Origin of the sequence: Psychrobacillus glaciei, from assembly GCF_008973485.1 — a bacterium.
In the GTDB taxonomy this organism is placed as follows: Bacteria; Bacillota; Bacilli; order Bacillales_A; family Planococcaceae; genus Psychrobacillus; species Psychrobacillus glaciei.
Window position 1 is genome coordinate 2,350,494 of record NZ_CP031223.1, and the last position, 21,648, is coordinate 2,372,141.

The window sequence follows — 21,648 nt, forward strand, 5'->3', positions numbered from 1 at the left end:
AGTTGTTCAATTTGTCTAAATTGCTACTATTGGACAGCCTCTTTCATTATTTTAAGCGAATGCTTTCATCCATTTTTGGAAGTTTTCGATTACTGTATCTAAAAACTCAACAGTTGCTTGATCTGTAAGATTACCTTCGTCATCAAATTTCGTATGAGCGGCCCCTACATATACTTCGTTCATTGGTAGTAATGGAGAGTTTAAGCCACTTGCAAATAAAATATTACGTAAGTGCATTTGTGCCTTTACTGAACCCATTGCGCCCATTGAAGCACCCATAATCATCGATGGTTTACCGTTTACTACGCGGTCCACGCGGGACATCCAATCGATTGCGTTACCAAGAACGCCTGGAATAGTTGAATTGTATTCTGGTGTTATCCAAAGAACAGCGTCAGCTGCTTTTACTTGCGCTTTGAAGTCAATTACTTCTTGTGGTGCATCTAATTCGATATCTTGATCGTACATTGGTAAGCCTCGTAAGCTTAAAATTTCAAGCTCAAATTTATCTGCATAACGCTTTTGTACGTGCTGTGCTAATTTTAAGTTTAATGATTCTTTACGGATACTACCAACTATTGCTACTACTTTCATGTGTGTTTCCTCCTGTTGTTGAAAAATAACATTACATTTTGCAAAGCTCCGAACGTTGCTTTGTCTTTGATTTAATGATGTTAACTTCTATCTAAGCGATTCAATTTCTCGAGCAATCTTCTCGCTACCTTCAATTAACTTGGGAATTAGTCTTGTCCTTTTAGAGTTTGTGATACGTTAGGCTGTTGCAGCAATGGCTAGAGAAGCAATCACTTTACCTTCTATGAATTAAGACACAACTACACAACGAATCCCGACAATACTTCCTTCATCATCAAAGGCAAAACCTTGTTTATGAATAAAATTTCAATGATGAACAAATAAATGTGCGTCATTGAATGTCTGATCTTTCGCTTTTGCAAAGTTCAATTTTCGTAAAATATCTGTTTGAGTTATTAAGGTAAGATTGGCTAAAATGATTTTTCCTAAAGCAGACGAATATACTAGCGAACGATTGCCAATCTCATTATGAGCTTGTTAATCTTCATATACCCTAATCTAGAATCTACTTTATTATGATTTTTTCTAATTCCGACCACTGCTTCATACGTGGTAGATCTACATGTTGATTATACGACTGGTCCATAATATATACTTTCGTCGCTACTTCAAGGAGCGTTTCAAGTACTGCTGGTTTATCGTCAAAATAGAAGTCTAGTTCTAGTTCTTTTATAGTTGCAATTTTTTCATCGTCTTGCATACCACAGTAAAAATGATGATCTTGCACAGGGAAGCCTTGTGCTTTCATCCACTCCCGCGTTTGCGTACAATATTTTTTCGGACGGGATGTTATATAAAAAATTTCATGTCCGTCTTTTATTAATTGTTGCAACGTTTCGATTGCCCCTTCAAATGCTGGGCAATCTGTAAAATAAATCTCTTCCATTAAACTAACCCACATTGCATTACCAACTTCTTTTTCAAGTCCGAATGCTTCATGAATTTCAACTGTATTAATACTTCGAAACACTTCTATGCCTATATTTTGATTTAATTTTTTATTGTATAAATGAAAGGCATGTTCTCTTAAATTAATTAATGTATCATCAATATCAAAACCAAATTTCACGTAAATTCTCCTACTCCTTAAGCCAATACGACAAATTGTGACGCAAATGACTGCTCTTTCTCAATTTGAATCGCTTGAATTTTTTCTACTTCTTTTCTTCTTTTTGTCTCACAATCCATTAAATCGAGTTGAGATACATAGTTTTTATCAATAAGAGTTGCTAGAAAATCTGCATCTTTTAATGCGCTGTTTAATCCGAAAGCCCCTGTTGGTGTCATCGTATGTACCGCATCACCTAATAAGATTACACCGTCTTTTCCCCAACTTTCACTCGTAGAACTGTACACATCTAACAAGACAAAATCCTGCCATGATTGAATATGTTGATGAACAGTTTCTTCAAGTTGTGGGAATGCTTCAATCAATTGCACGATAAACGGAGTAAAAGGTTGCTTTCGTAACTTTGAATACGAACCTTCTTCAATATTCCAACCAATTTGTATAAAGCCTTTCGCTTGTGTAAATAGCGATAATTGTTTATCTCCAATAAGTGCCATTTTAATCGATGGCTCCCAATCTTTTGGTGCAGGAATTCTAGCCCATAGTAAATCAAAGCCATGCTTTCTAATCGTCACGTCAATATTTGCTTTTTTCCGCACTGTTGAGTAACGTCCATCCGCACCGATAATAAGATTGCTTTCAATAACAATTTCTTCCCCATCACTTACTGATTTGACTCCACAAAAATTTCCTGAGTTATCTTTTAGCAACTCTACTACTTTCGTATTCATCATACAACTAAATGTAGCGTATTCCTGTGCTGCCTGTAACAACACGCTTAACAAATGCGTTTGGGGTACATGAATACCGAGATGCCCTACTTTTGGATCAGGTAAGATCGTTTTAAATGGCATTCCTTCATGCCAATATTCCAGCTGTTCCATACGAAGTAACCCTAATTGTTCTATTGCCCCAAAGAGACCGTGTTCTTTTAGAATTGCTTCTCCTTCTTCATTTAAATGCTCGCCGCGAAATGCTTTTCCCACTTCTTGTTGCCGTTCCAGAAGTATAACGGAAACATTTTTCTTTGCAAGTAAATATGCAAGTAGTACCCCTCCTGGCCCGGCCCCTACGATGCATACGTCTACTTTATTATTCACTTTTGATCACCTTGCTTTGGATACGCTGTAATTCGAATATCTTCTCCAAATTTCTCGATTTCTTCAAATGATACTTGCATTGCAGCATCCATTGTATCTACATTTTCACCAGTAAACGGGGTTAAGGAATTTCTTCCACCTAATACCTTAGGTGCAATATAAATAAGGTACTTATCAATTAAACCAGCTTTTAAAAACGAAGCATTTACTGCTCCGCCACCTTCAACGAGCACATCAGTAATTCCGCGTTTATATAACTTTACGAGCATTTCTTGTAAGTTCAATCCATTGTCAACCCGTGACACATAAATAAATGTCACGCCTTTTTCTTCATATAGTCTTACAAGTTCCGAATCTGCATCAATGGTTGTGACAATAATAGTATCTGCTTCACTGGTTTGTAATACGTTTGATTCTAGTGGTGTGCGTAAATGACTATCTAAAATAATGCGAGTTGGGTTTTTCCCACCGCCTTCAAGTAATCTAGTTGTTAAGGATGGATTATCTGCTAATACAGTCCCGACACCGACTAGAATAGCATCTACTTCATTACGTAATAGATGCACATCTGCACGTGCTGCTTCACCTGTTATCCATTTTGAATGACCAGTGTGTGTGGCAAGCTTCCCATCTAGTGTCATTGCAAATTTGGAAATAACAAATGGACGCTCCGTGATCATATTATGAACAAAGCGTTCGTTGAGTCTTTTTGCCTCGTCTTCTAACACACCAACATCTACTTCAATGCCAGCGCCAAGTAGCATCTTAATACCTCTTCCAGCCACTTCAGGATTTGGGTCTTGCATTGCTACAACCACACGAGATACTTCTGATTCTTTCACAAGCTTCGCACATGGTGGTGTTTTGCCGTAATGAGAGCATGGCTCTAACGTGACGTACAGGGTTGCTCCTTTCGCATGCTCACCAGCCATATTAAAAGCATGTACTTCTGCGTGCGGTTCACCTGCTTTACGGTGTAGCCCTGTTCCAACAATGACGCCATCTTTTACGATGACAGCCCCTACAATTGGATTTGGATTTGTTTTACCTTTTGCACTTGAAGCTAAATCAAGGGCAAGGCGCATATAATCTTGATCGTTCTTCATCGCCATGCACTCCTTAAACGTTTATTGTCGGTTTTTCTTCGAGAATATGTCCTGACTTTTGCACTTTTGTTTCTAAATAAAAACGATTTGTATCCGTTAATCCGCCCCATAATGGTACATGATGATCTGCTAGTAACCCATGAGACTTTAGTGCAGAAAGCTTTTTCGGATTATTTGTAATTAGTGTAACTGGCTTATCTCTTAGCGCTTCTAACACTCGAATCGCTTCCTCGTATGACCGTGTATCATCTTCAAAGCCTAGTGCATGATTCGCTTCCACTGTGTCATACCCATCCTCTTGTAAAAGATAAGCTAATGATTTAGAAAATAGCCCAATGCCTCTTCCTTCGTGATCGGCTAAGTAAAAAATAGCCCCACAACCGTGCTCCGTAATCATTTTCATTGATTCGTGCAGCTGATAACCGCAATCACATCGCTGACTCCCAAAAATATCCCCAGTATGACAAATACTATGCATACGAATTAGTGCATCATCTTCATTTGCAAAGTCACCAAACACTAATACCGATGACTGCTGTCCGAAAGCTAAATCTGAGTTTGCAAGTGAGGCAACAACTTCCTTTTTAGATAGCGTTGCATCAACTTTTAACCAAGAATACCAGTTGAATGTTGCTGTAAAATCACCTTGTTTAATTGGCAACTTTACAGGGCCGACTAAACATAGTTTCTCCTGAGCTGTTATTTCAATTAATTTCATTTTATCTTGTAAAATATCCATTGTTTCTTTCAATATAGTCATCTCATTCTCACCAATCCTATAGTTAAACAGATATACATGCTGTGATGAGTCATCTGTTTTCTTTTTGTTTATTAAAACATTTTGTGAAACCTTAACTTACATAACGTAACCTAGTATATAATTACAAGCATTTAGAGTCAAATGATATACACTATCTGCAAATAGCATACTAGATTCATTTATTTTATGCAAAACGCAAAAATTAAAATTGGACGAAAGGCGCTTTGATTTCTTCCATATAAAATACTTTATTTTAATGTATTTACTGTAGAAGGCAAATTATCAAGAGTAAATACAGTTCATGAAGAACTATTAAATACCGGAACTTTTTCGAAACTGATCTCCAGACTTTAGGACAATCAAAAAAGCCACCCCTATTTGTTACTTAAAGTGGCTTTCGATATTGCATTTTGCTCTTGTCTGAAGTAGCTAAACACAATTGTAATAGGTAAATGGATTAATTGTTTAAACTTCTCCCTATTTCATTCAAGTTCTTAATTGCGATCCTTCTTCATGTAATAATGATGTGAAAATTCATTATTTATTACTCCTCGAATTTTAAATATGTTCTTCCTTTGTAATAATTAGTTACTAGTTTATCAGCACTTTGATCAGCAATTATTGGGTACTCATATTCTAGTTCTACTGCTATTTGCTTAGCAACTTTTCTATAAAGCTTCATTGTTTCAAATAAAGCATCCCAAACACTTTCCTCATTATACTTTCCATAAATACCCTGAAATTCTTGGACTACCTCTTTATCTGCCCATTCCTCGAAAAATCTTACATCATGCCAACTTTGTTGATTCGTACTATTCTTCATAATGGTTTGCAACTTCACAAATTTTATCAACAATCGTTTCAAATACTCATCACAGTTAGACTTAGCAACTAATAATTCCCCACGACGCAATTTTTGGGCTGTATAAACTGCATGGAACCAAAAATCATTTACATCGTTTTTAAATTCACTAAACTCAGGTACTTCTTTGTTTTTTATTAAGGAAGAAGTATTATGAAAGACTTCAGTTACGGAATCTTTATCTAGTAATACTTTGACTCCACGTGCAATTACTCCTTGCACTTCTTCACTTTCTAATATTGTTTTAGCTACTTCTAATTTCATGAAATTAAAGTCTACAATACAAGACCCATCATACATTACACGACGTTCCATTATATTTCCAACATGAGTTCTCTCTAAAAATGAAATTTGAGGATTTCCAAACTTCCTAATCCATTCCTCACTTTGTAACCATTTCTCAACATCCGAAGTTACAATGACTAAGTCCATATCTGACCACTTATCTGCGGGTTTATCACTGCGAGCCATTGATCCAACAATAAAAATGGAGCGAATATCATCCTCTTGTTGTCCCCATAAAATCACTTTGTTCATTATTTCCTTATAATCGCTCATGTGATTCTCCTCTAATTTTTTATAATATTCTTTGAATTGTATAACGAAGTCTGTTTACCAAAATAATCTGTATATAGAATTGATGTTACTTCATTGTTCGAATGTGAAATCTCTAAAGTTTCGTCAATCATTGTGGTTTTAAAAACTATTTTTCCATATTCTTGATTTATAGGAATGAGATTAAACTTGTATTGCACACCATAATCTTTTGATACTGTCAAGAATAAATCATTTTCTTCCGTCGTTATATGTAATGGTAATGGACAATCCTTCATTACATATTTCCCGGATATAAAATCAATACTCTGAACTTTAACCTTTTCCAAATGTTGTGGTAGGTCATACGGTTCATTTAGAACTATTTTAGCAATTTCTCTCGTCAATTTTTTAACAGGTACAATATCCATATTGCTCAAAAAAATAATGGTAAGATCATCTAAGAAGCACAGCATTTGATTCACGAAACCGCTAATATCGCCAAAATGATGGTAGCAATCCTTTTCTAAAACTGGATCTCTAAACCATCCACATGCATATGAATCTATAAAAGGCTGTAACATCCATTTTGTTGCTTCCTCACTAACTAACTGGTTTGCTCGAATCGCTCTATCCCATATATATAAATCGCCAACAGTAGAGTAAAGTCCGTAAGCCCCCAATGGAAATGAAGGATTCGCATAAGTCGCATGTACAGGTTTTCCAAAATAAGTGTAACCAGATGCTAAATTTGGCACAATCTCTTTTTCATTATTACAACCAGTATTATACATACCAAGTGGAATGAATATATTTCCCTCCATATATTCCGCATAATTCTCTCCGGAAATTCCTTCAATTATTGCTGTTAAGATTAAGTAACCCGAATTAGAATAATCAAATTTAGTTCCTGGATCAAACAGTAAAGACCCACTTTTAAATGAGCTAATCACTTCTTCTAAACTGAAAGATAGTCTCATCGTTTTATCCCAAAAATCACTAAAGCTAGTGAAGTTCGTTATTCCAGAAGTATTTGTCAGGCAATTATAAATTGTTATACGATCCCCATTTGGAAAATCAGGTAAATACTTATTTATAGGATCTTGTATATGAAGTTTATTCTGCTCCTGCAGTTGGAAAATAGCGGCTGCTGTAAAACTTTTAGTAATAGAGCCAATTCTAAACTTTGTTTCACTAGTATTCAGCACTTTATGCTCTAGATTAGCCATACCATAAGCGTTGTTTAATAATATTTCACCTTTATAGGCGACCAACAAAGAACCAAAAAGATAGCTGTTCAAATTGTACGCTTCTTCCCATTCCTTTAGACGTATTTGAAGATCGATCGTCATTCCATATACCTCATTTTGAGTTATTAAATTCATAGCCAATAATTACGTAAAAATTCTTTTCAAGTCCTGCAAATCATCAATAACTAGATCTGCCTGAGAAAGCTCAGCTTCTTGGGCAAAATCAAACCTACATCCAATTGCAGTTAATCCATTCTTTTTGGCTGCATTAATATCCGATAATCTATCCCCTATTACAGCACCTTCTCGAATATCATACTTCTTCAATATAGTGGAAACTAAATCTGCTTTATCATCCGTTTGTACTTGTTGAATGCTAAATGTTTCAGTAACCCACTGATCCAAATAATAATAGTCTACAATCGCCTTTAAATACTCAATTTGCCCATTACTAGCAATATAGATAGAATAGTTATTACTTTTCAGATAGCTGAATACTTCCTCCAGATGAGGATATAGTGCACCTGTTCCTTCTTTTATATTTGCAATTAATTGTTCATGAAAAAATTCGTTTGCTAGTTCCCTAACTTCCATCGAATAATTTGGTAATAGGTTTTCCCACACTACCGGTAAGGGCACTCCCATAATCTCGCGATACTTCTCTATTGGGGTTTCTTTATCCCATAGTTTTGATTCTCTTAAATAGTTAAATGTATTTTCAAGTGATATTTCTAATATTTTGTCCGTTTGAAATATCGTCCCATCCATGTCAAAGATTAATGATAATGTCATTTTCTTTCCCCTTTACTTTTATGTACTATACTCTAATACGTTTATAGAAGAAAATGGTTACAAAAAAAGCAGAAGAGAAAGAATCCATACATGACAAATGTATGGATTCTTTCTCTTTGGCCTTTCTAAAGGATGCTCTTCTTATATCCCAGGTGTATTCATCAGCACAATCCGACAACCATCTGGATCTTCAATTGTAATACCTGACTTTTCCCAATATGGATTTTCAGGAGATACTGTATCATATCCCATTACTTTTAATCGATTTTGTATCAATTCAATCTCTTCAAGATTGGGCATATAAAAAACAAGCAAATTATCCTTGGTTGGAGCAGGACAAGGACTGCCATCTTCATGCTGAGTAAACTCTAAATGATAGTCTGCGTTTGGTAGACCAATCATGACACCATCATAGCCATTATGCCCACTAAAAGAGCCAATTTTCTTTAAACCAAGGCCTTCACAATAAAATTTCGTAACTTCCTTTATCTGATGAGTAGGACGTGCAATTCGAATTTGCGCTATTTGCATATTTGTTGGCCATGTAGAATGCATACAACCAATCCCCCTTTTTTGTTAATTTTATCATTTTTGCAGAAGGGATTTGTTCATACCTTTGAATGATTTATTGATTTCAAACTTTGTTATTTCCCAAATGCAAATATCAAGTCTGTTTCACAAACTAACGCTCCATCAACGGTAGCGATACCTTTTCCTTTTCCAATAGGTCCTTTTAATCGAGTAATCTCTACCTCAAGTTGAAGTTGATCACCAGGTTTTACTTGCTGTTTAAAGCGACAATTTTCCAACCCAGCCAAAAGTCCAAGTCTCCCTTCGTTTCCTTCTTTCGTAAGCATTATTACCGCACTTACTTGAGCTAGTGCCTCTACAATTAATACGCCTGGCATGACAGGATAATTAGGAAAATGCCCTATGAAAAATTCTTCGTTTGCTGTTACATTTTTAATCCCTATTGCTCGTTTTCCTATTTCTAGATCTAATATTCTATCCACCAAAAGAAATGAATAGCGGTGTTTAATAATTGATTGGATTTGTTTAGTATCTAACAATCTTAAAACCCCCACTTACGATTTAATTTTTTATAAACTATATTATATCGCTTAGTATTAGCACCTAGTATTGATTTTTATTTTAATTATTTTTATTTCATAGTTTTCTCTTCCTCAATGGATTGAATAACTGTCTTGCTAAGGGAACAAATATAATAGCACCATTTGAGAAATAAAATCTCAAATGGTGCTTCCATGTTGTATAAATATGATGTTACCAGTTTGTTTCCAAATATTCATTCAAAAATATAATTCCTCTTACTTTACTGTAGAAGTAATTCAGTTTCCTTAGCTTCTAAATAGCCATTTAAGTAAGCTTTTCCCCTGTTCATGAGTTATCTGTTCATAGGTAATTGCCTTCAATATAGAACGCCAAGAAGAAAGAACGACAACATCAAGGGGAAGTTTTTCTTTTAGTAGCATGGTTGTTAAAAACTTCTCTATCTTATCTTGATGGGTATATGGTTTTTCTTCGCTCAGCAGTTTACAGATATTCATTGTTACAGCAAAATTTAAACCTGTAACAAGTGCTGCTTCCAACGCCTCTTTCTCTTGGTCAAATAAAGACGCTGCTCCTTCCATTCTATCTATAACTCGTTGTTCCATATCGGTTCTTATTATTTCATACAGTTTTGCTTTAGAACCAAAGTGGTGATAAACAGCACCCGTTGTCATATCCGCCATTGCAGCTAACTCTGCAATATTAACCGCTTTGTATCCCTTATCACTAAATTCTTCGAGTGCAACTTTAATAATTTTTTCTTTGTTTGAGCCTGGTATAGGTATCCAATTTTTCATAGGTTCATCATAACATACCAATTATTTAACGTAAATGATTTACGCTTGACGTAATCTTATTACGTAATGCATAATTAGATTATTCTAAAAATAAAAACATTGGAGGAAAGTATATGAAATTATTATTTATTGATTATCCAGTCGAAAATCTAAAGGAATCACTTGCTTTTTATCGCGACGTATTAGGATTTGAAGAAGCTTGGCGAGAAGGAGATCATACTGTTGCATTAAAAATGCCAGGTTCAGATATCCAATTAATGATAGAAACAGATGAAGTAGGTTCAACTCCAGGAGCAGTATTTCTTGTAGATAACGTAGACCAGTATTATGAGAACAATAAAGATATTATTAAATTCATTAAAGAGCCAATTGATATTCCTCCTGGTCGTTACGCTATTTTCCAAGATAACTCTGACAATCTAATAAGAATCTTAGACTTTAGTAAAGAAAAATAAAAACAATGTACCTGCCAGATTCATGCATTTAATAAAATAAATGAGCCTGGCAGTATTCAGAAATTCCAGGTTAAATTACAACGTACTTATTGATAGCTATTAACCTTCCTCTTATAAATATTTTATATAATAGTCACTCTCTTTATCTAGATGCATTCCCATATAATCATACAATGCTTTTGCATTATGGTTATTAGTTGCGGTCTGTAATGTAACAAATCTTGCCTTCTCTTCTTCACAAAATTGAAAAGCCTTTTTCATAAGTGCTTTTCCTATTCCTTTTTTTCGACAAGCTGGATCGACAAATAAATCATTTAAAATAAACGCTCTTTGCATACCGACTGAAGAGAAAAACGGATATAATTGTACAAATCCAACTGCAATTCCTTTATCGTATGCTATATAAATAGCCGATTCCTCCTTTTGAATTCTTGCAAACAGAAAATTCTTTGAACCTTCTTCATCGATAGACTGTTCATAAAATAATCGATAACCATTAAATAGTGGAATAAGATCCTCCAAATTATTAACATTCCCTTTTACAATTTTCATGAGAAAACCTTCCTTCGAAATGAGTAGCACCATTTATTAAATCCCATTTTAGTTTCATAAAAACGATGAGCATCATATCTTTGGATACCTGATTCCAATGCAATACAAGCAAATTGGTATTCTTTCGCATGTGTAATAAGAGCTTCCATCAGCATTTCACCATACCCTTTCGACCTATCGTTTTCATTTGTCACAAAATCATGGACAAATATGTGTCTTTCATTGTAAAAATTATGACATTCTTCAAAACCAATAAATGCTTTAAGAGCCCCATCCATGATAACCAATCCTTGATAGGTTGGCATTTGTTTTAAGAGCTCAAAATACCGATCTTCTGTTAAATGAGGACGCAACTGTTGAATAAGTGGATAAACGGCTTGCCAGTCTTCTTCTGTTTGAAGCATTTTAATTTGCATTTTCATCTCTCCTTTCATATAGTATTGACAACAAGTGACATAATAAAAAGATACAGTTAGGACAATTTCAACATGTCAGTTAGGGGTGCTAAATGAAAGAATTAATACTACATTTACATGAAAACAGTCCAAAATATAAACAGATTTACCATTCCATTCGTTCACTAATCGAGAACAATGAACTTCATTCTGACACGAAGCTTCCTTCCATTCGGCAGCTGGCTGACAGTCTACATGTGAGTAGAAATACGACACTTGTCGCATATGAACAATTACTAGCGGAGGGCTATATTCGAAGTGAACAAAAAAGAGGATATTTTGTTGAAACATTTGAACCAATTGATATACATGTTTCAACATTAAAAGTCGGAAAGTTAGTATCTAAAGAAATTAACAGTTTGGTGGATTTTCGAGCAGGATCAGTAGATCAACAAGCATTTCCTTTAAAAGCTTGGAGACAATGTGCCAATGAAGTATTGAAGGAAGATATTGTATATATGTACGGTGAACAACAAGGAGATAGATTACTAAGAGAAAAAATAGCAAACTATTTATTGCAATCTAGAGGTATTCGAACTTCTGTTGACTCTATTGTGATTGGTAGTAGTACACAACAACTGTTAATGCATTTGTCCATTATATTAAAAAAGGAGTTTTCGTCAATTGCAGTTGAGAATCCAGGCTATGACGGTGCTCGTATTGTTTTTCAGCTAGTTGGATTTCAAGTTAATCCGATTGATGTAACAGAGAAAGGGTTATGTATGAAACAGTTTGAACAAACTGACTCGAAGCTAGTGTACATTACTCCATCACATCAGTTTCCGACAGGTGTGACATTACCCATCGCTGAGCGACTACAATTATTAAAATGGTCACACGAACAAAATGGCTATATTATTGAAGATGATTATGACAGTGAATTTCGTTATCAACAACAACCAATTCCAGCTCTTTTATCGATTCAACAAGAGGCTCGTGTCATTTATATTAGTACGTTTTCAAAAGCATTTTTACCATCTATTCGGTTAAGTTATATGGTGTTACCTTCCGAATTATTGGATCAGTATAAACAACAATTCGCTACTTTTGAACAAACAGCCTCTAGCATTCATCAACGAACAATGGCTCGTTTTATGGAACGTGGACGTTGGGATTCACATATTCGAAAAATGCGTGCAACATATAAAAGAAAGATGGATTTACTCGTTACTTCTTTACAATTAGCGTTTGGTAAAACCATTCGAATCATTGGTTCACATTCTGGATTATATATATTAATTCAATTACATACCTCTGTTGACGAAGAAACACTTATACAACAAGCGATTAAACAAGGGGTAAAAGTATATCCTACTTCCCATTTATACATTGGTAATAAACCGAATGCTACTATGCTAAAACTTGGTTTTAGTAATTTATCCATCGAAGAAATACAGCTAGGTGTACAGCTCTTAAAAAAAGCTTGGACATAGGAATACATTCAAGCAAGAATCTTGTTTTTTTGCATCATTCGACTAGTATTTAATTCTTTTATTACAATTATATTAAATTTTCGATTTCTTACGCAATGTGACAAATTTTGCGTATTTTATATCATACAATGGACAGGTTGCTTCCCAATCTTCTAGAAATTATCCTCAAAGAATTGAAGCCAAATACACAATATGGAGGAAGTTTTTTTTGAAAAGTTTATTGAACGAAAAGGCTTTATTGATTCAAATTGGAATCAAGAGGAAAGACATGTACAGGATGGCGAAAAAATTAGGATTTACCCACCGACTTGTCGTATCCATCAGCCAAGAACTAGATCACCTACTCAATCAATATCAAAAGAAAGTATCCTAGTTAGACAGGATTTACCCTCTATTACAAAACCGATTGGTACTACTGATGAACTGATCGGTTTTTTTTGGGAGGAGAGTCAATTCAAAAGTAATATTTACTAACTTATTATTTTTCCAACATAAACTCAGATGGATTTAATTCCTCTGATTCTATTACAATTGCAGTTAAACCAGTTTCAGTTGTTGTTTCATGTCCTTCCCCTTTTTTCCATAAAACTGCATCGCCGACTTTAACCTTTACCTTTAATCCAGCTTCCCCACGAACCCATCCTTCTCCAGAAATTACAAGAAGTAATTGAGGTACGACTGCTTCATGATAACCAACAACCCCATTGGTTTCTAAATACATACAACCAATTTGTGTTGGCTTCTCCGTTCTTACAATTCGAGACATGATGAAGTCCGAGTTAAAATGTGAAATATTTTTCCCTACTTGTTTTTCAAAAATAAAAAGTTTCAATTTAATAGCCCCCTCCAATTAAAATTTCTAACCTTGAATTTCTTTAATACTTTTTCCACCAAAATATGCATGTCCCATTTTCAGTCTTTCTACGGTCTTAAAACCATATTTTTGATACACTTTTTCAATTTTTTCATTGATCGGAAACACCCATAGGTTTTCTAATCTCTCTTTTGAAACTTCAACTTGAAGGTAGTGAATGAGCTCTCCTATTAATCCTCTACCTCTAAATTCTTCTAAAGTAGCGACACTTTCCATGTGAGCTTGATTGTCATGTCTAAAAATACAAGCAGTTGCACTTGCTCTACCATTGTAGCGGAGTATAAAGTGCTTAAAATTAGGATGATTAAATTCCTGCTCAAATGCTTTTTCTCTAACCTCTTTACCACCAAACTCTTTTATACTGCATTCAATGTTTAAGGCTTCATGATAATTATTTTTAGTTACAAGTTCAATCGCTACATCTTTTTTATTTTCTATTTCTAATACTTCTTTATCCCACAATTGAACAGGGCTAACTAATTCTTCGAAGCCAAAATTATTTAATTTTAAACTTGCAATTAAATTTTGTTGGTTTTCTAAATCATATATATAAAATCTTGGTATTATCTTTTTAGTTTCATAATAACGAACTACTTCATCTATTATTAGTTGAGGTGTATCAGAGATACTACTGATATGTGCATGGTTTGCATCATAATAAGATGTCTGACTTTCATTACAGAATAATGAACCCCAATTGGAATGAGTGCGTTTGGAAAAGGTCTCTATATACGCAAATTCCAATTTAAAAACATCTTGATAATTCATCAAAAATTCCTCCTGTAAATAGTAAAATGGCTACTTTTTATTAAAAAACGATTTCCCAAGTGTTTCAACTGTCTTTGGGAAGACTGCATAGAGTTTACTTGTGAGACTCATATACGAAGGAAGATCTACTTCGCGAACTGGACGTTCTACAGTTTTTGTTATCGCTACCACTACTCTTTCAGGTGAAAGGAGATGTTTACTAAGTTTGTCTCGATAATTACCGGTTTGGTCTGCCAAATCAAGGAATGGTGTATCGATTGGTCCAGGATTAATTGTCGTTACATATATTCCAAATTCTTTTAATTCCATTCGAACACTATTTGCGAATCCTAAAATTGCGTGCTTAGAGGCTGCATAAGCGGATGCTTTTGGTGTCGCTACTTTTCCCGCTTGAGAAGCGACAAAAATAATATGTCCGCTCCATCTTTCTTTCATTTTCTCCGCAAAATATTTAGTAAGAAGCATTGGAGCTATAACATTTACATGCATCATCTGCCTCATATCTTTATCTTCTAATTCCGATAAATAAGCAAATGTACCAACGCCAGCGCAGAGAATAATTGTGTCTGGAGTACCCATCTGATGAAATAACTCCTCAAAGGACTGTTCCTCTGTTAAGTCTGCTTGTATTGTGTATATCCCAAGCTCATCTAAATGCTTCAAAACTTCAAAGTTACGACCACTTGCCCAGATTTCATGCCCTGCTGTGTGGAGGTTTTTTGCAAGTAGTAATCCAACACCACTTGTAGCTCCTGTGATAAAAATTTTCTTACGCTTGTTCATAAAACAAAATACCTTTCTCGTTTCTTCGTTCTTTAATATAGCCTTCATCCATTAGATAATCGACTTGTCCAATTGTTTCCGAAAGAGTTAGACCAAGTTCTTTTTCATATACTTTTGGAAAAAGTTGCTGAGTAATCTGAAAAATAGTTTTTTCTCCATCTTTCATCATGTCCAAAACCTTCAAAGCACGTTCTCTCTGTTTTTCAAGTCTGCTGCTAATAAGCTCAGATACGTTATATACTTCGTTTCCATGTCCACTAAATATCTTCTCTACAGGTAAAGTTTGGATTCGTTTAAGTGAAGCATTATATTGAAGCATGGATTTTGACCGTTCAGCTTTTAGATTGAGCGGAGGCTCAATTAGAGGATTAGACGAAATTTTTTCCAAAATATGATCGCCTCCAATTAATATTCCCGTTTTCTCCGACCAAAAAGACAGATGACTTTGAGCATGTCCTAATGTTTCTAAAACGGTTAAATCGGGATGACCTGGAAGTATGTCTCCTTCATTTAGCTGCATATCAAGTGGTCTGTTTCCGATAAAATGAATCGGTCTTCTCATTTTTTCAACCCAATTGAAATAGCTCTCAGGTACTCCTTCCTCAATAAGGCATTGAAGATAAAATTCATCATGAAAGCTGAAAAAATCTGTGTCTCTTGTTAACCATGGTTGATTATAAGGATGACCTAATATTGTGGCTTTTTCAAAAGCATCAACCCAACCAGAATGATCTGGATGGTGATGTGTTAAAAGGACTTGCTCTATATCTGAAAGCGAGTAACCTGCTTCTTTTATTCCTGTTGAAAGAGCAACGAGCGCTTCTTCTGTTTTTGGTCCAGCGTCTACTAATGTAAGTGCATCCCCTTTTACTAAATAAGCATTTACATCACCAACTGCGAATGGTGTTGGCATAGTAATTTTATGTATTGTCATTTGAAAACTCCCTTTTATGAATAGCTATTCATTCTATTGTACATTTTTTTAAAAGACCCGTCACTAATATAGCTGTTGAAATAGAGTTTAATCAAAAGGATTCTAGTTTTCCGAGAGCAATCTCCGTACTACCCATTCAAAATTAAACTAGACTTCTAATCTTTTTTTAAATGTGTTTGACTTTTACTTGCAACAGTCCTATAATTTCATTAATTCAGAAAATATAAGCCAAGATGAAGAATAGTATATGTATGATGGAGTTAAGAGAGTGAAATGACCCGCTGCAAGTTTCACCTCCCGCTCATATGTAGAACCTACTTCGGAGCTACTATGGAAACATAGTCGTGACCTTCGCGATAAGAAGGATTAAGTTGTGCCGTTTTATCGGCAAATTTAGGTGGTACCGCGGAAATCATTGCGTTTTCGTCCTTATGATATATAGGACGAGAGCGCTTTTTTTATTTTTAAGAGGAGGAATCTAAATGACGAAAATTGTATTTATCGGTGCTGGTGCTATGGCTGAGGCGATTATTAATGGATTAACAAAGGAAGAAAAAATTTCTCCAGAAAACATTCATGTGATGAATAAGTCGGACGTGGAACAACTTCAACAATTAAAAAAAGCTTATCATGTAGGAATTGTGTGTGAAGAAAAAAAGGCATTATGTGAGGCTAATATTGTTTTTTTAGCAATGAAACCTAAAGACGCTAAAGAAGCATTAACTGATATTGCTCCTATTTTAAACAAAGAGGCCACGGTTATTTCAGTTATAGCTGGTGTGACAATACAAACGATTACAAATTACTTAGGAAGTCGCCCAATTGCGCGTGTTATGCCGAACACATCCGCTGCTGTTGGATTAAGCGCATCGGCAGTAAGCTGGAATGAACTTGTATCTGATGAAGAGAAACTAGCAATAATTGATATTTTGGAGTCCATTGGAACTGTAAAAACAGTGAGTGAAGAAGATTTACATGTGGTTACTGCACTCTCTGGGAGTGGTCCAGCCTACTTTTATTATTTTGCAGAGCAATTTGAAGCTGCTGCTATGCTACATGGTTTGGAAAAAACCGATGCTCGCCAATTATTTATTCAGACGATGGAAGGAGCTGCACAAATGATGAAAAAAGGAGATTTCGAGCCTAAAGAGTTACGTAGAAGAGTTACTAGTCCAGGCGGCACCACAGAAGCAGGAGTGGAAATGCTAATACAACATAAAGTAGGAGATGCTATTTTTGCTTGTATTAATGCTGCACAAAATAAGTCTCGTATGTTAGGAAAACAGTACGAATAAATTGAAGTAAATGGTAGAATGAGACCAATTTTCAAACTCGAGATCAAATGATCCAAAACCGAAACTTATCGATAAGAAAGGACTGTATAAATAGATGTATAATGAGTATGTAGTAGGATGGGGTACACTTGCCCTCATTAATGCAGGAATTGCACAAGGGAAAAACAGAAGTGGACTCAATTGGTTCCTTCTTTCCCTCATTATTGGACCAATCGCCACACTAAGTTTAGTCATTACTGATAAAAAACAGAAAGATTCCGAGTGATTATATCAACGCTCGGAATCAGTTATTTTATTTAATCTACCATTTGACCAATCATACTCTGCAAAATCTTCTGCAATATGAATTGGGAAATCAAAATGCGCCACTTGATTTAACATTTCTTTTAAATGATAAGGTAAAAAACGTGCACTAATATGATTAACGATTAAATTCAATGCATTAGCTTCTTTACAAACATTCGCGGCATCTAAAATGGTCGAATGACCATATAAGCCTGCTAATTCGGCCGTTTCCTTATCAAATGTAGCCTCATGTAAGACGATGTCTGCCCCTTGGCTAAGTGAAATAGAGTTTTCACAATATTTTGTATCACCTAATATAGCAAGTTGAAAACCTTCTTTTGGATCCCCTGTTACATCTTTACTTAAAACAATTCGCCCATCTGGTAGCTCGACATCATGACCTTCTTTTAATTGTTTTAACAGTGGCCCTCTTGGAACTTTTAAAGCGTCTGTTTTCTCGATAATCAATTGAGGTGGAAGTGGTTTCTGTGTAATTTTAAAGCCAAAGCAAGGGATAACATGTTCGATTGACTTTGCTTCTACAACAAACTGAGCATCTTCAAATATGATGCCATCCTCAATTTCAATGATGTTCAATTTATATTGTAAATAGGTGCTCGATGTCAAAAGCGTCAATTCAATCCATGCCTTTATCCCTTTTGGCCCATAAATTGTCAGAGACGCATCTCCACCTAAAAACGAACGAGATCCTAATAATCCTGGGAGTCCATAAATATGATCTCCATGTAAATGTGTGATGAAGATTTTTTCAAGTTTACGAGGTTTTAATGTTGTATGAAGCATTTGATGTTGGGTTGCTTCTCCGCAATCAAAAAGCCAATAAGTCCCCCTCTCCTCAAGCAGTTTTAACACAGTTGCAGTGGTATTCCGTCCCTTGGAGGGCATTCCAGCTCCTGTTCCTAAAAATAATAGTTGCATATTCTCACCTTTTCTCATGATCATCTAAAAAATCTTTACTAAAACTCGTTTTTGACTCTAGAGAGGATTTCTTTTTAACTTTCACTCCCCTTTTTATACTATTTGCACCAAACTTTTCTTGCAGTTGTTCTACAAGCTTTAGGATAGGCTCTTCTTTTGCATGTTCTTCAAAATTAAAAATGGATAGCTGCTCAGCGTATTCGCCTTTATCATGCACATTATTAACTGTCACACCAAGTAGACGAATAGGCTCACCATCCCATGTTTTGTGAAACAATGTTTTAGCAAGAAGAAATATTTGTTGTTCTTCAAACAGGCGATTTTGCATCGTTTTAGATTTCGTTTTATTTTTCCAATTAGCATCACGGATATGTATAGTAATTGATCTCCCTGCAAGGTTTTTGGAGTCTAGCCTAGCAGCTACTTTTTTAGACAATCTTAATAGAACCTTATCAATTTCCTTTATATTCGTTTCATCATATGGCAAAGTAGTGGAGTTTCCAACACTTTTTGTATCGAAAATAGAAGTAGGATCAACTAGCCTCTCGTCTATTCCGTTTGCTCTTTCAGCAAGTCTTAATCCTACTTTCCCTAGCTGTTCCTTCATTATACCCAAAGGAATATTCGCCAAATCACCTATTGTTTTAATACCTATATTGGAAAGTTTGTTTGCAGTACTTTCCCCTACACCATGCATTTCGATAACGGGAAGTGGCCATAACTTTTCTGCTACTTCTCGCTTTCTCAATACTGTAATTCCCATAGGCTTTTTCATATTAGATGCCGTTTTGGCTAAAAACTTATTTGGCGCTATTCCTATCGAGCTAGGTAAATCCAGTTCTCGGATCAATCTTTGTTGAATGGATTCTGCAAATGTGATAGCGTCCATGGTCAAATCCAGTTCACTAATATCCATATATCCTTCATCAATCGAAACTGGTTCCACGAGTTCTGTGTAAGACCGGAGAATATCAAACATTGCCTTCGAAGCAATTCGGTATCGTTCAAAATTTGGTGGAAGTAAAATAATTTCTGGGCATTTACGTTTTGCTTCCCAAACAGACATGGTTGTGTAAACCCCTCTTGCTCGGGCTTCATAAGAACAGGTGACTAAAATTCCACGACGTTCCTTCGGGTTTCCTGCAATTGCAATTGGTTTTCCTTTTAGTGAGGGATCATGCGCTTGTTCGACAGAAGCATAGAAGCTGTTCATATCTAGATGAAAAATTATTCTATTTCTTCTCTTCAAAAAAATCACCTCTCATATGGAAAAAAGGTAGCTATATTAAGCTACCTCAAACTTGTTAGTTACGGTCTTCCGCCGTAACTAACTCCTCTTTTTTCACTGCTTCCAAATATGCTTGAATATCTTTTATACCTTCAATGGAGCGAACTAAAATAGAAGGATCCACAATTGTAATCATACGGTTTTCTAAATTTGCGACTCCAGTAAAGTATTGCGTTTTTGTGTAATTTACTAAGCCAATTTGCTTTATATCATCAGTAGCAATATCTAATATTTCTTTTGCTTCAACCACAAGGAGTCCGATTGACATATCTTGTGTGTGCATTGTGATAACTCGAGCCGATTCATTTTCAGCACCACTTCGATTATACAATATTTGCTCGAAATCAATAATTGGAACGAGCTCGCCACGGATTTTCATTAAGCCAATTAAATAATTTGGTAAATGTGGTATCGGGTTAATATGTTCTAATTTTTCAATAGAAATAACATGTTCGATCGGAACTGCATATTCTTCGTTTCCACACTGAAAAACAACTACTTTTTCACTAGACAATAAATAGTACCCCCTATGGTAATTATTCTGCAGCTACTTTCACGATTTCAACAAGTAAATCTGCAAGTTTTTCTAACTCTTCTACTGGCATACGCTCGTTTGTTGTATGAATTTCTTCATATCCAACAGACAAAATTACTGTGGGAATGCCGAATCCAGCAATGACGTTTGCATCACTGCCTCCACCACTAGTTTTAATATCGGCAGTTCGTCCAATACTTTCAACTGCACGTTTTGCAACTTGTACGACTTGATGGTCTTCTTCAAAGCGGAAACCTGGGTACATTAACTGTGTTTCTGTTTCGGCGGAACCGCCATGTTTTTCAGCAGTTTCTTTAAATACTTGCACCATATGTGCCACTTGCGCATCTAACTTTTCTTTATTAATCGAACGAGCTTCTGCTAATATATGCACTTCATCGCACACGATATTTGTTGCTTGTCCGCCTTCAAAACGACCGATATTCGCAGTGGTTTCATTGTCAATTCTACCTAGTTTCATTGCTGAAATAGCCTTTGAAGCTAATGTAATGGCAGAAACACCTTTTTCAGGCGCAACTCCTGCATGTGCGGTTCTTCCTTTAATCGTTGTCCAAAGTTTTGATTGAAAAGGAGCCGCAGTGACAATGCCACCAACTGTTCCATCACTATCAATTGCATAGCCATACTTAGCTGTAAGCATTGAAGGATCTAATTCTTTTGCTCCAACAAGACCACTTTCTTCTCCAGCAGTGATGACTACTTGAATATCCCCATGCTCTATATTTTCTTCTTTTAATCGTCTGATTGCTTCAAAAAGAGCAGCAATTCCAGCTTTATCATCTGCCCCTAAAATGGTTGTACCATCTGAATAAATATAGCCATCTTCTTTTAAAATAGGTTGAATACCTTTTCCTGGAACAACGGTATCCATATGCACCGTAAAGTAAATAGAATCTGCATCTGCTTTGGTCCCTTTAAGCGTTCCTATTAAGTTTCCAGCTCCATGTCCATTTTTTTCAGCAGAATCATCTTGGATAACAGAAAACCCTAATACTTCCAATTTATCCAGTAAGATAGGTGCAATTACTTGCTCATGTTTTGTTTCTGAGTCGATTTTTACAAGTTCAAAAAATTCTTCTATTAGACGATTCATCTT

At 35.4% G+C, this 21,648-nt stretch carries 27 protein-coding genes and 1 other annotated feature; of the genes, 5 read left to right on the forward strand and 22 right to left on the reverse strand.

Annotated elements, in window-relative coordinates; all coding sequences use genetic code 11:
- Positions 1-51: 51 nt before the first annotated feature.
- From PB01_RS10935 to PB01_RS10990, 12 genes are all read right to left on the reverse strand, one after another.
- Positions 52-594: an NADPH-dependent FMN reductase gene (locus PB01_RS10935; protein ID WP_151700234.1), complete on the reverse strand. Its 543-nt coding sequence runs from the start codon at positions 592-594 to the stop codon at positions 52-54.
- A 306-nt stretch (positions 595-900) separates the two neighbouring features.
- The gene (locus PB01_RS21930) at positions 901-1,056 is read right to left on the reverse strand and encodes an IclR family transcriptional regulator domain-containing protein (protein ID WP_151702028.1); all 156 of its coding nucleotides are present in this window, start codon (positions 1,054-1,056) and stop codon (positions 901-903) included.
- A gap of 43 nt (positions 1,057-1,099) precedes the next feature.
- On the reverse strand, positions 1,100-1,663 hold the full coding sequence (locus tag PB01_RS10945; RefSeq protein ID WP_151700235.1) for a 5' nucleotidase, NT5C type: 564 nt from the start codon (positions 1,661-1,663) through the stop codon (positions 1,100-1,102).
- Positions 1,664-1,680: 17 nt separating this feature from the next.
- Positions 1,681-2,763: an FAD-dependent monooxygenase gene (locus PB01_RS10950; protein WP_151700236.1), complete on the reverse strand. Its 1,083-nt coding sequence runs from the start codon at positions 2,761-2,763 to the stop codon at positions 1,681-1,683.
- Positions 2,760-3,869 carry a bifunctional diaminohydroxyphosphoribosylaminopyrimidine deaminase/5-amino-6-(5-phosphoribosylamino)uracil reductase RibD gene (ribD, locus tag PB01_RS10955; RefSeq protein WP_151700237.1) on the reverse strand — a complete coding sequence of 370 codons (1,110 nt, stop codon included), beginning with the start codon at positions 3,867-3,869 and terminating at the stop codon, positions 2,760-2,762. Before ribD ends, PB01_RS10950 begins: the two co-directional genes overlap by 4 nt.
- Positions 3,870-3,882: 13 nt before the next feature.
- On the reverse strand, positions 3,883-4,629 hold the full coding sequence (locus PB01_RS10960; protein ID WP_151700238.1) for a GTP cyclohydrolase II: 747 nt from the start codon (positions 4,627-4,629) through the stop codon (positions 3,883-3,885).
- A gap of 544 nt (positions 4,630-5,173) precedes the next feature.
- Positions 5,174-6,049: an aminoglycoside 6-adenylyltransferase gene (locus tag PB01_RS10965; RefSeq protein WP_151700239.1), complete on the reverse strand. Its 876-nt coding sequence runs from the start codon at positions 6,047-6,049 to the stop codon at positions 5,174-5,176.
- An 11-nt stretch (positions 6,050-6,060) separates the two neighbouring features.
- Positions 6,061-7,377, reverse strand: a complete 1,317-nt coding sequence (locus PB01_RS10970; protein ID WP_151702029.1) for a serine hydrolase domain-containing protein — start codon at positions 7,375-7,377, stop codon at positions 6,061-6,063.
- A 42-nt stretch (positions 7,378-7,419) separates the two neighbouring features.
- Positions 7,420-8,067, reverse strand: coding sequence for an HAD hydrolase-like protein (locus tag PB01_RS10975; protein ID WP_151700240.1), 648 nt, complete (start codon positions 8,065-8,067; stop codon positions 7,420-7,422).
- Between the two features lie 141 nt (positions 8,068-8,208).
- The gene (locus PB01_RS10980) at positions 8,209-8,622 is read right to left on the reverse strand and encodes a VOC family protein (RefSeq protein WP_192797341.1); all 414 of its coding nucleotides are present in this window, start codon (positions 8,620-8,622) and stop codon (positions 8,209-8,211) included.
- Positions 8,623-8,711: 89 nt separating this feature from the next.
- Positions 8,712-9,137, reverse strand: a complete 426-nt coding sequence (gene fabZ / locus PB01_RS10985; protein ID WP_151700241.1) for a 3-hydroxyacyl-ACP dehydratase FabZ — start codon at positions 9,135-9,137, stop codon at positions 8,712-8,714.
- A 288-nt stretch (positions 9,138-9,425) separates the two neighbouring features.
- Positions 9,426-9,935 (reverse strand): TetR/AcrR family transcriptional regulator, encoded by a 510-nt coding sequence (locus PB01_RS10990; RefSeq protein WP_151700242.1) that lies wholly within the window; start codon positions 9,933-9,935, stop codon positions 9,426-9,428.
- A gap of 113 nt (positions 9,936-10,048) precedes the next feature.
- On the opposite strand from PB01_RS10990, the gene PB01_RS10995 reads away from it, so the two are divergent.
- Positions 10,049-10,390, forward strand: coding sequence for a VOC family protein (locus tag PB01_RS10995; RefSeq protein WP_151700243.1), 342 nt, complete (start codon positions 10,049-10,051; stop codon positions 10,388-10,390).
- A gap of 111 nt (positions 10,391-10,501) precedes the next feature.
- Here the strand turns inward: PB01_RS10995 and PB01_RS11000 are convergent, their stop codons facing one another.
- The gene (locus PB01_RS11000) at positions 10,502-10,942 is read right to left on the reverse strand and encodes a GNAT family N-acetyltransferase (protein ID WP_151700244.1); all 441 of its coding nucleotides are present in this window, start codon (positions 10,940-10,942) and stop codon (positions 10,502-10,504) included.
- Positions 10,939-11,358: a GNAT family N-acetyltransferase gene (locus PB01_RS11005; RefSeq protein ID WP_192797342.1), complete on the reverse strand. Its 420-nt coding sequence runs from the start codon at positions 11,356-11,358 to the stop codon at positions 10,939-10,941. Before PB01_RS11005 ends, PB01_RS11000 begins: the two co-directional genes overlap by 4 nt.
- A gap of 92 nt (positions 11,359-11,450) precedes the next feature.
- Here PB01_RS11005 and pdxR point away from each other — a divergent pair, with 92 nt between their 5' ends.
- Both pdxR and PB01_RS11015 read left to right on the forward strand, forming a co-directional pair.
- Positions 11,451-12,830 (forward strand): MocR-like pyridoxine biosynthesis transcription factor PdxR, encoded by a 1,380-nt coding sequence (gene pdxR, locus PB01_RS11010; RefSeq protein ID WP_151700246.1) that lies wholly within the window; start codon positions 11,451-11,453, stop codon positions 12,828-12,830.
- Positions 12,831-13,038: 208 nt separating this feature from the next.
- Positions 13,039-13,203 (forward strand): aspartyl-phosphate phosphatase Spo0E family protein, encoded by a 165-nt coding sequence (locus tag PB01_RS11015; protein WP_151700247.1) that lies wholly within the window; start codon positions 13,039-13,041, stop codon positions 13,201-13,203.
- Positions 13,204-13,308: 105 nt separating this feature from the next.
- On the opposite strand, the gene PB01_RS11020 is transcribed toward PB01_RS11015, so the two are convergent.
- The 4 genes from PB01_RS11020 to PB01_RS11035 are packed head-to-tail and all read right to left on the reverse strand — an operon-like array spanning position 13,309 to position 16,189.
- Complete coding sequence (locus PB01_RS11020) at positions 13,309-13,662, reverse strand: cupin (protein WP_151700248.1); 354 nt, start codon at positions 13,660-13,662, stop codon at positions 13,309-13,311.
- Positions 13,663-13,689: 27 nt separating this feature from the next.
- A complete protein-coding gene (locus PB01_RS11025; protein ID WP_151700249.1) occupies positions 13,690-14,475 on the reverse strand; it encodes a GNAT family N-acetyltransferase in 786 nt (261 codons plus the stop codon).
- A 27-nt stretch (positions 14,476-14,502) separates the two neighbouring features.
- The gene (locus PB01_RS11030; protein WP_151700250.1) at positions 14,503-15,255 is read right to left on the reverse strand and encodes an SDR family NAD(P)-dependent oxidoreductase; all 753 of its coding nucleotides are present in this window, start codon (positions 15,253-15,255) and stop codon (positions 14,503-14,505) included.
- Positions 15,242-16,189: an MBL fold metallo-hydrolase gene (locus PB01_RS11035; protein WP_151700251.1), complete on the reverse strand. Its 948-nt coding sequence runs from the start codon at positions 16,187-16,189 to the stop codon at positions 15,242-15,244. The genes PB01_RS11030 and PB01_RS11035 overlap by 14 nt, the downstream gene beginning before the upstream one ends.
- Positions 16,190-16,410: 221 nt before the next feature.
- Positions 16,411-16,623: a binding site (T-box leader), on the forward strand.
- A 48-nt stretch (positions 16,624-16,671) separates the two neighbouring features.
- On the opposite strand from PB01_RS11035, the gene proC reads away from it, so the two are divergent.
- Together proC and PB01_RS21040 are read left to right on the forward strand one after the other, a co-directional pair.
- The gene (proC, locus tag PB01_RS11040; RefSeq protein WP_151700252.1) at positions 16,672-17,484 is read left to right on the forward strand and encodes a pyrroline-5-carboxylate reductase; all 813 of its coding nucleotides are present in this window, start codon (positions 16,672-16,674) and stop codon (positions 17,482-17,484) included.
- A gap of 94 nt (positions 17,485-17,578) precedes the next feature.
- On the forward strand, positions 17,579-17,749 hold the full coding sequence (locus tag PB01_RS21040) for a hypothetical protein (protein ID WP_192797343.1): 171 nt from the start codon (positions 17,579-17,581) through the stop codon (positions 17,747-17,749).
- Positions 17,750-17,754: 5 nt separating this feature from the next.
- Here PB01_RS21040 and rnz read toward each other — a convergent pair whose 3' ends face one another.
- From rnz to PB01_RS11060, 4 genes are read right to left on the reverse strand one after another with little or no spacing between them, the layout of a single operon-like run.
- Entirely contained in the window at positions 17,755-18,708 is a 954-nt protein-coding gene (gene rnz, locus PB01_RS11045; protein ID WP_151702031.1) for a ribonuclease Z, read from the reverse strand.
- 4 nt (positions 18,709-18,712) lie between these two features.
- On the reverse strand, positions 18,713-19,957 hold the full coding sequence (locus tag PB01_RS11050) for a DNA polymerase IV (RefSeq protein WP_151700253.1): 1,245 nt from the start codon (positions 19,955-19,957) through the stop codon (positions 18,713-18,715).
- 55 nt (positions 19,958-20,012) lie between these two features.
- Positions 20,013-20,510, reverse strand: a complete 498-nt coding sequence (locus tag PB01_RS11055; protein WP_151700254.1) for a chemotaxis protein CheW — start codon at positions 20,508-20,510, stop codon at positions 20,013-20,015.
- A 22-nt stretch (positions 20,511-20,532) separates the two neighbouring features.
- On the reverse strand, positions 20,533-21,645 hold the full coding sequence (locus PB01_RS11060) for a M20/M25/M40 family metallo-hydrolase (protein ID WP_151700255.1): 1,113 nt from the start codon (positions 21,643-21,645) through the stop codon (positions 20,533-20,535).
- Positions 21,646-21,648 lie beyond the last annotated feature (3 nt).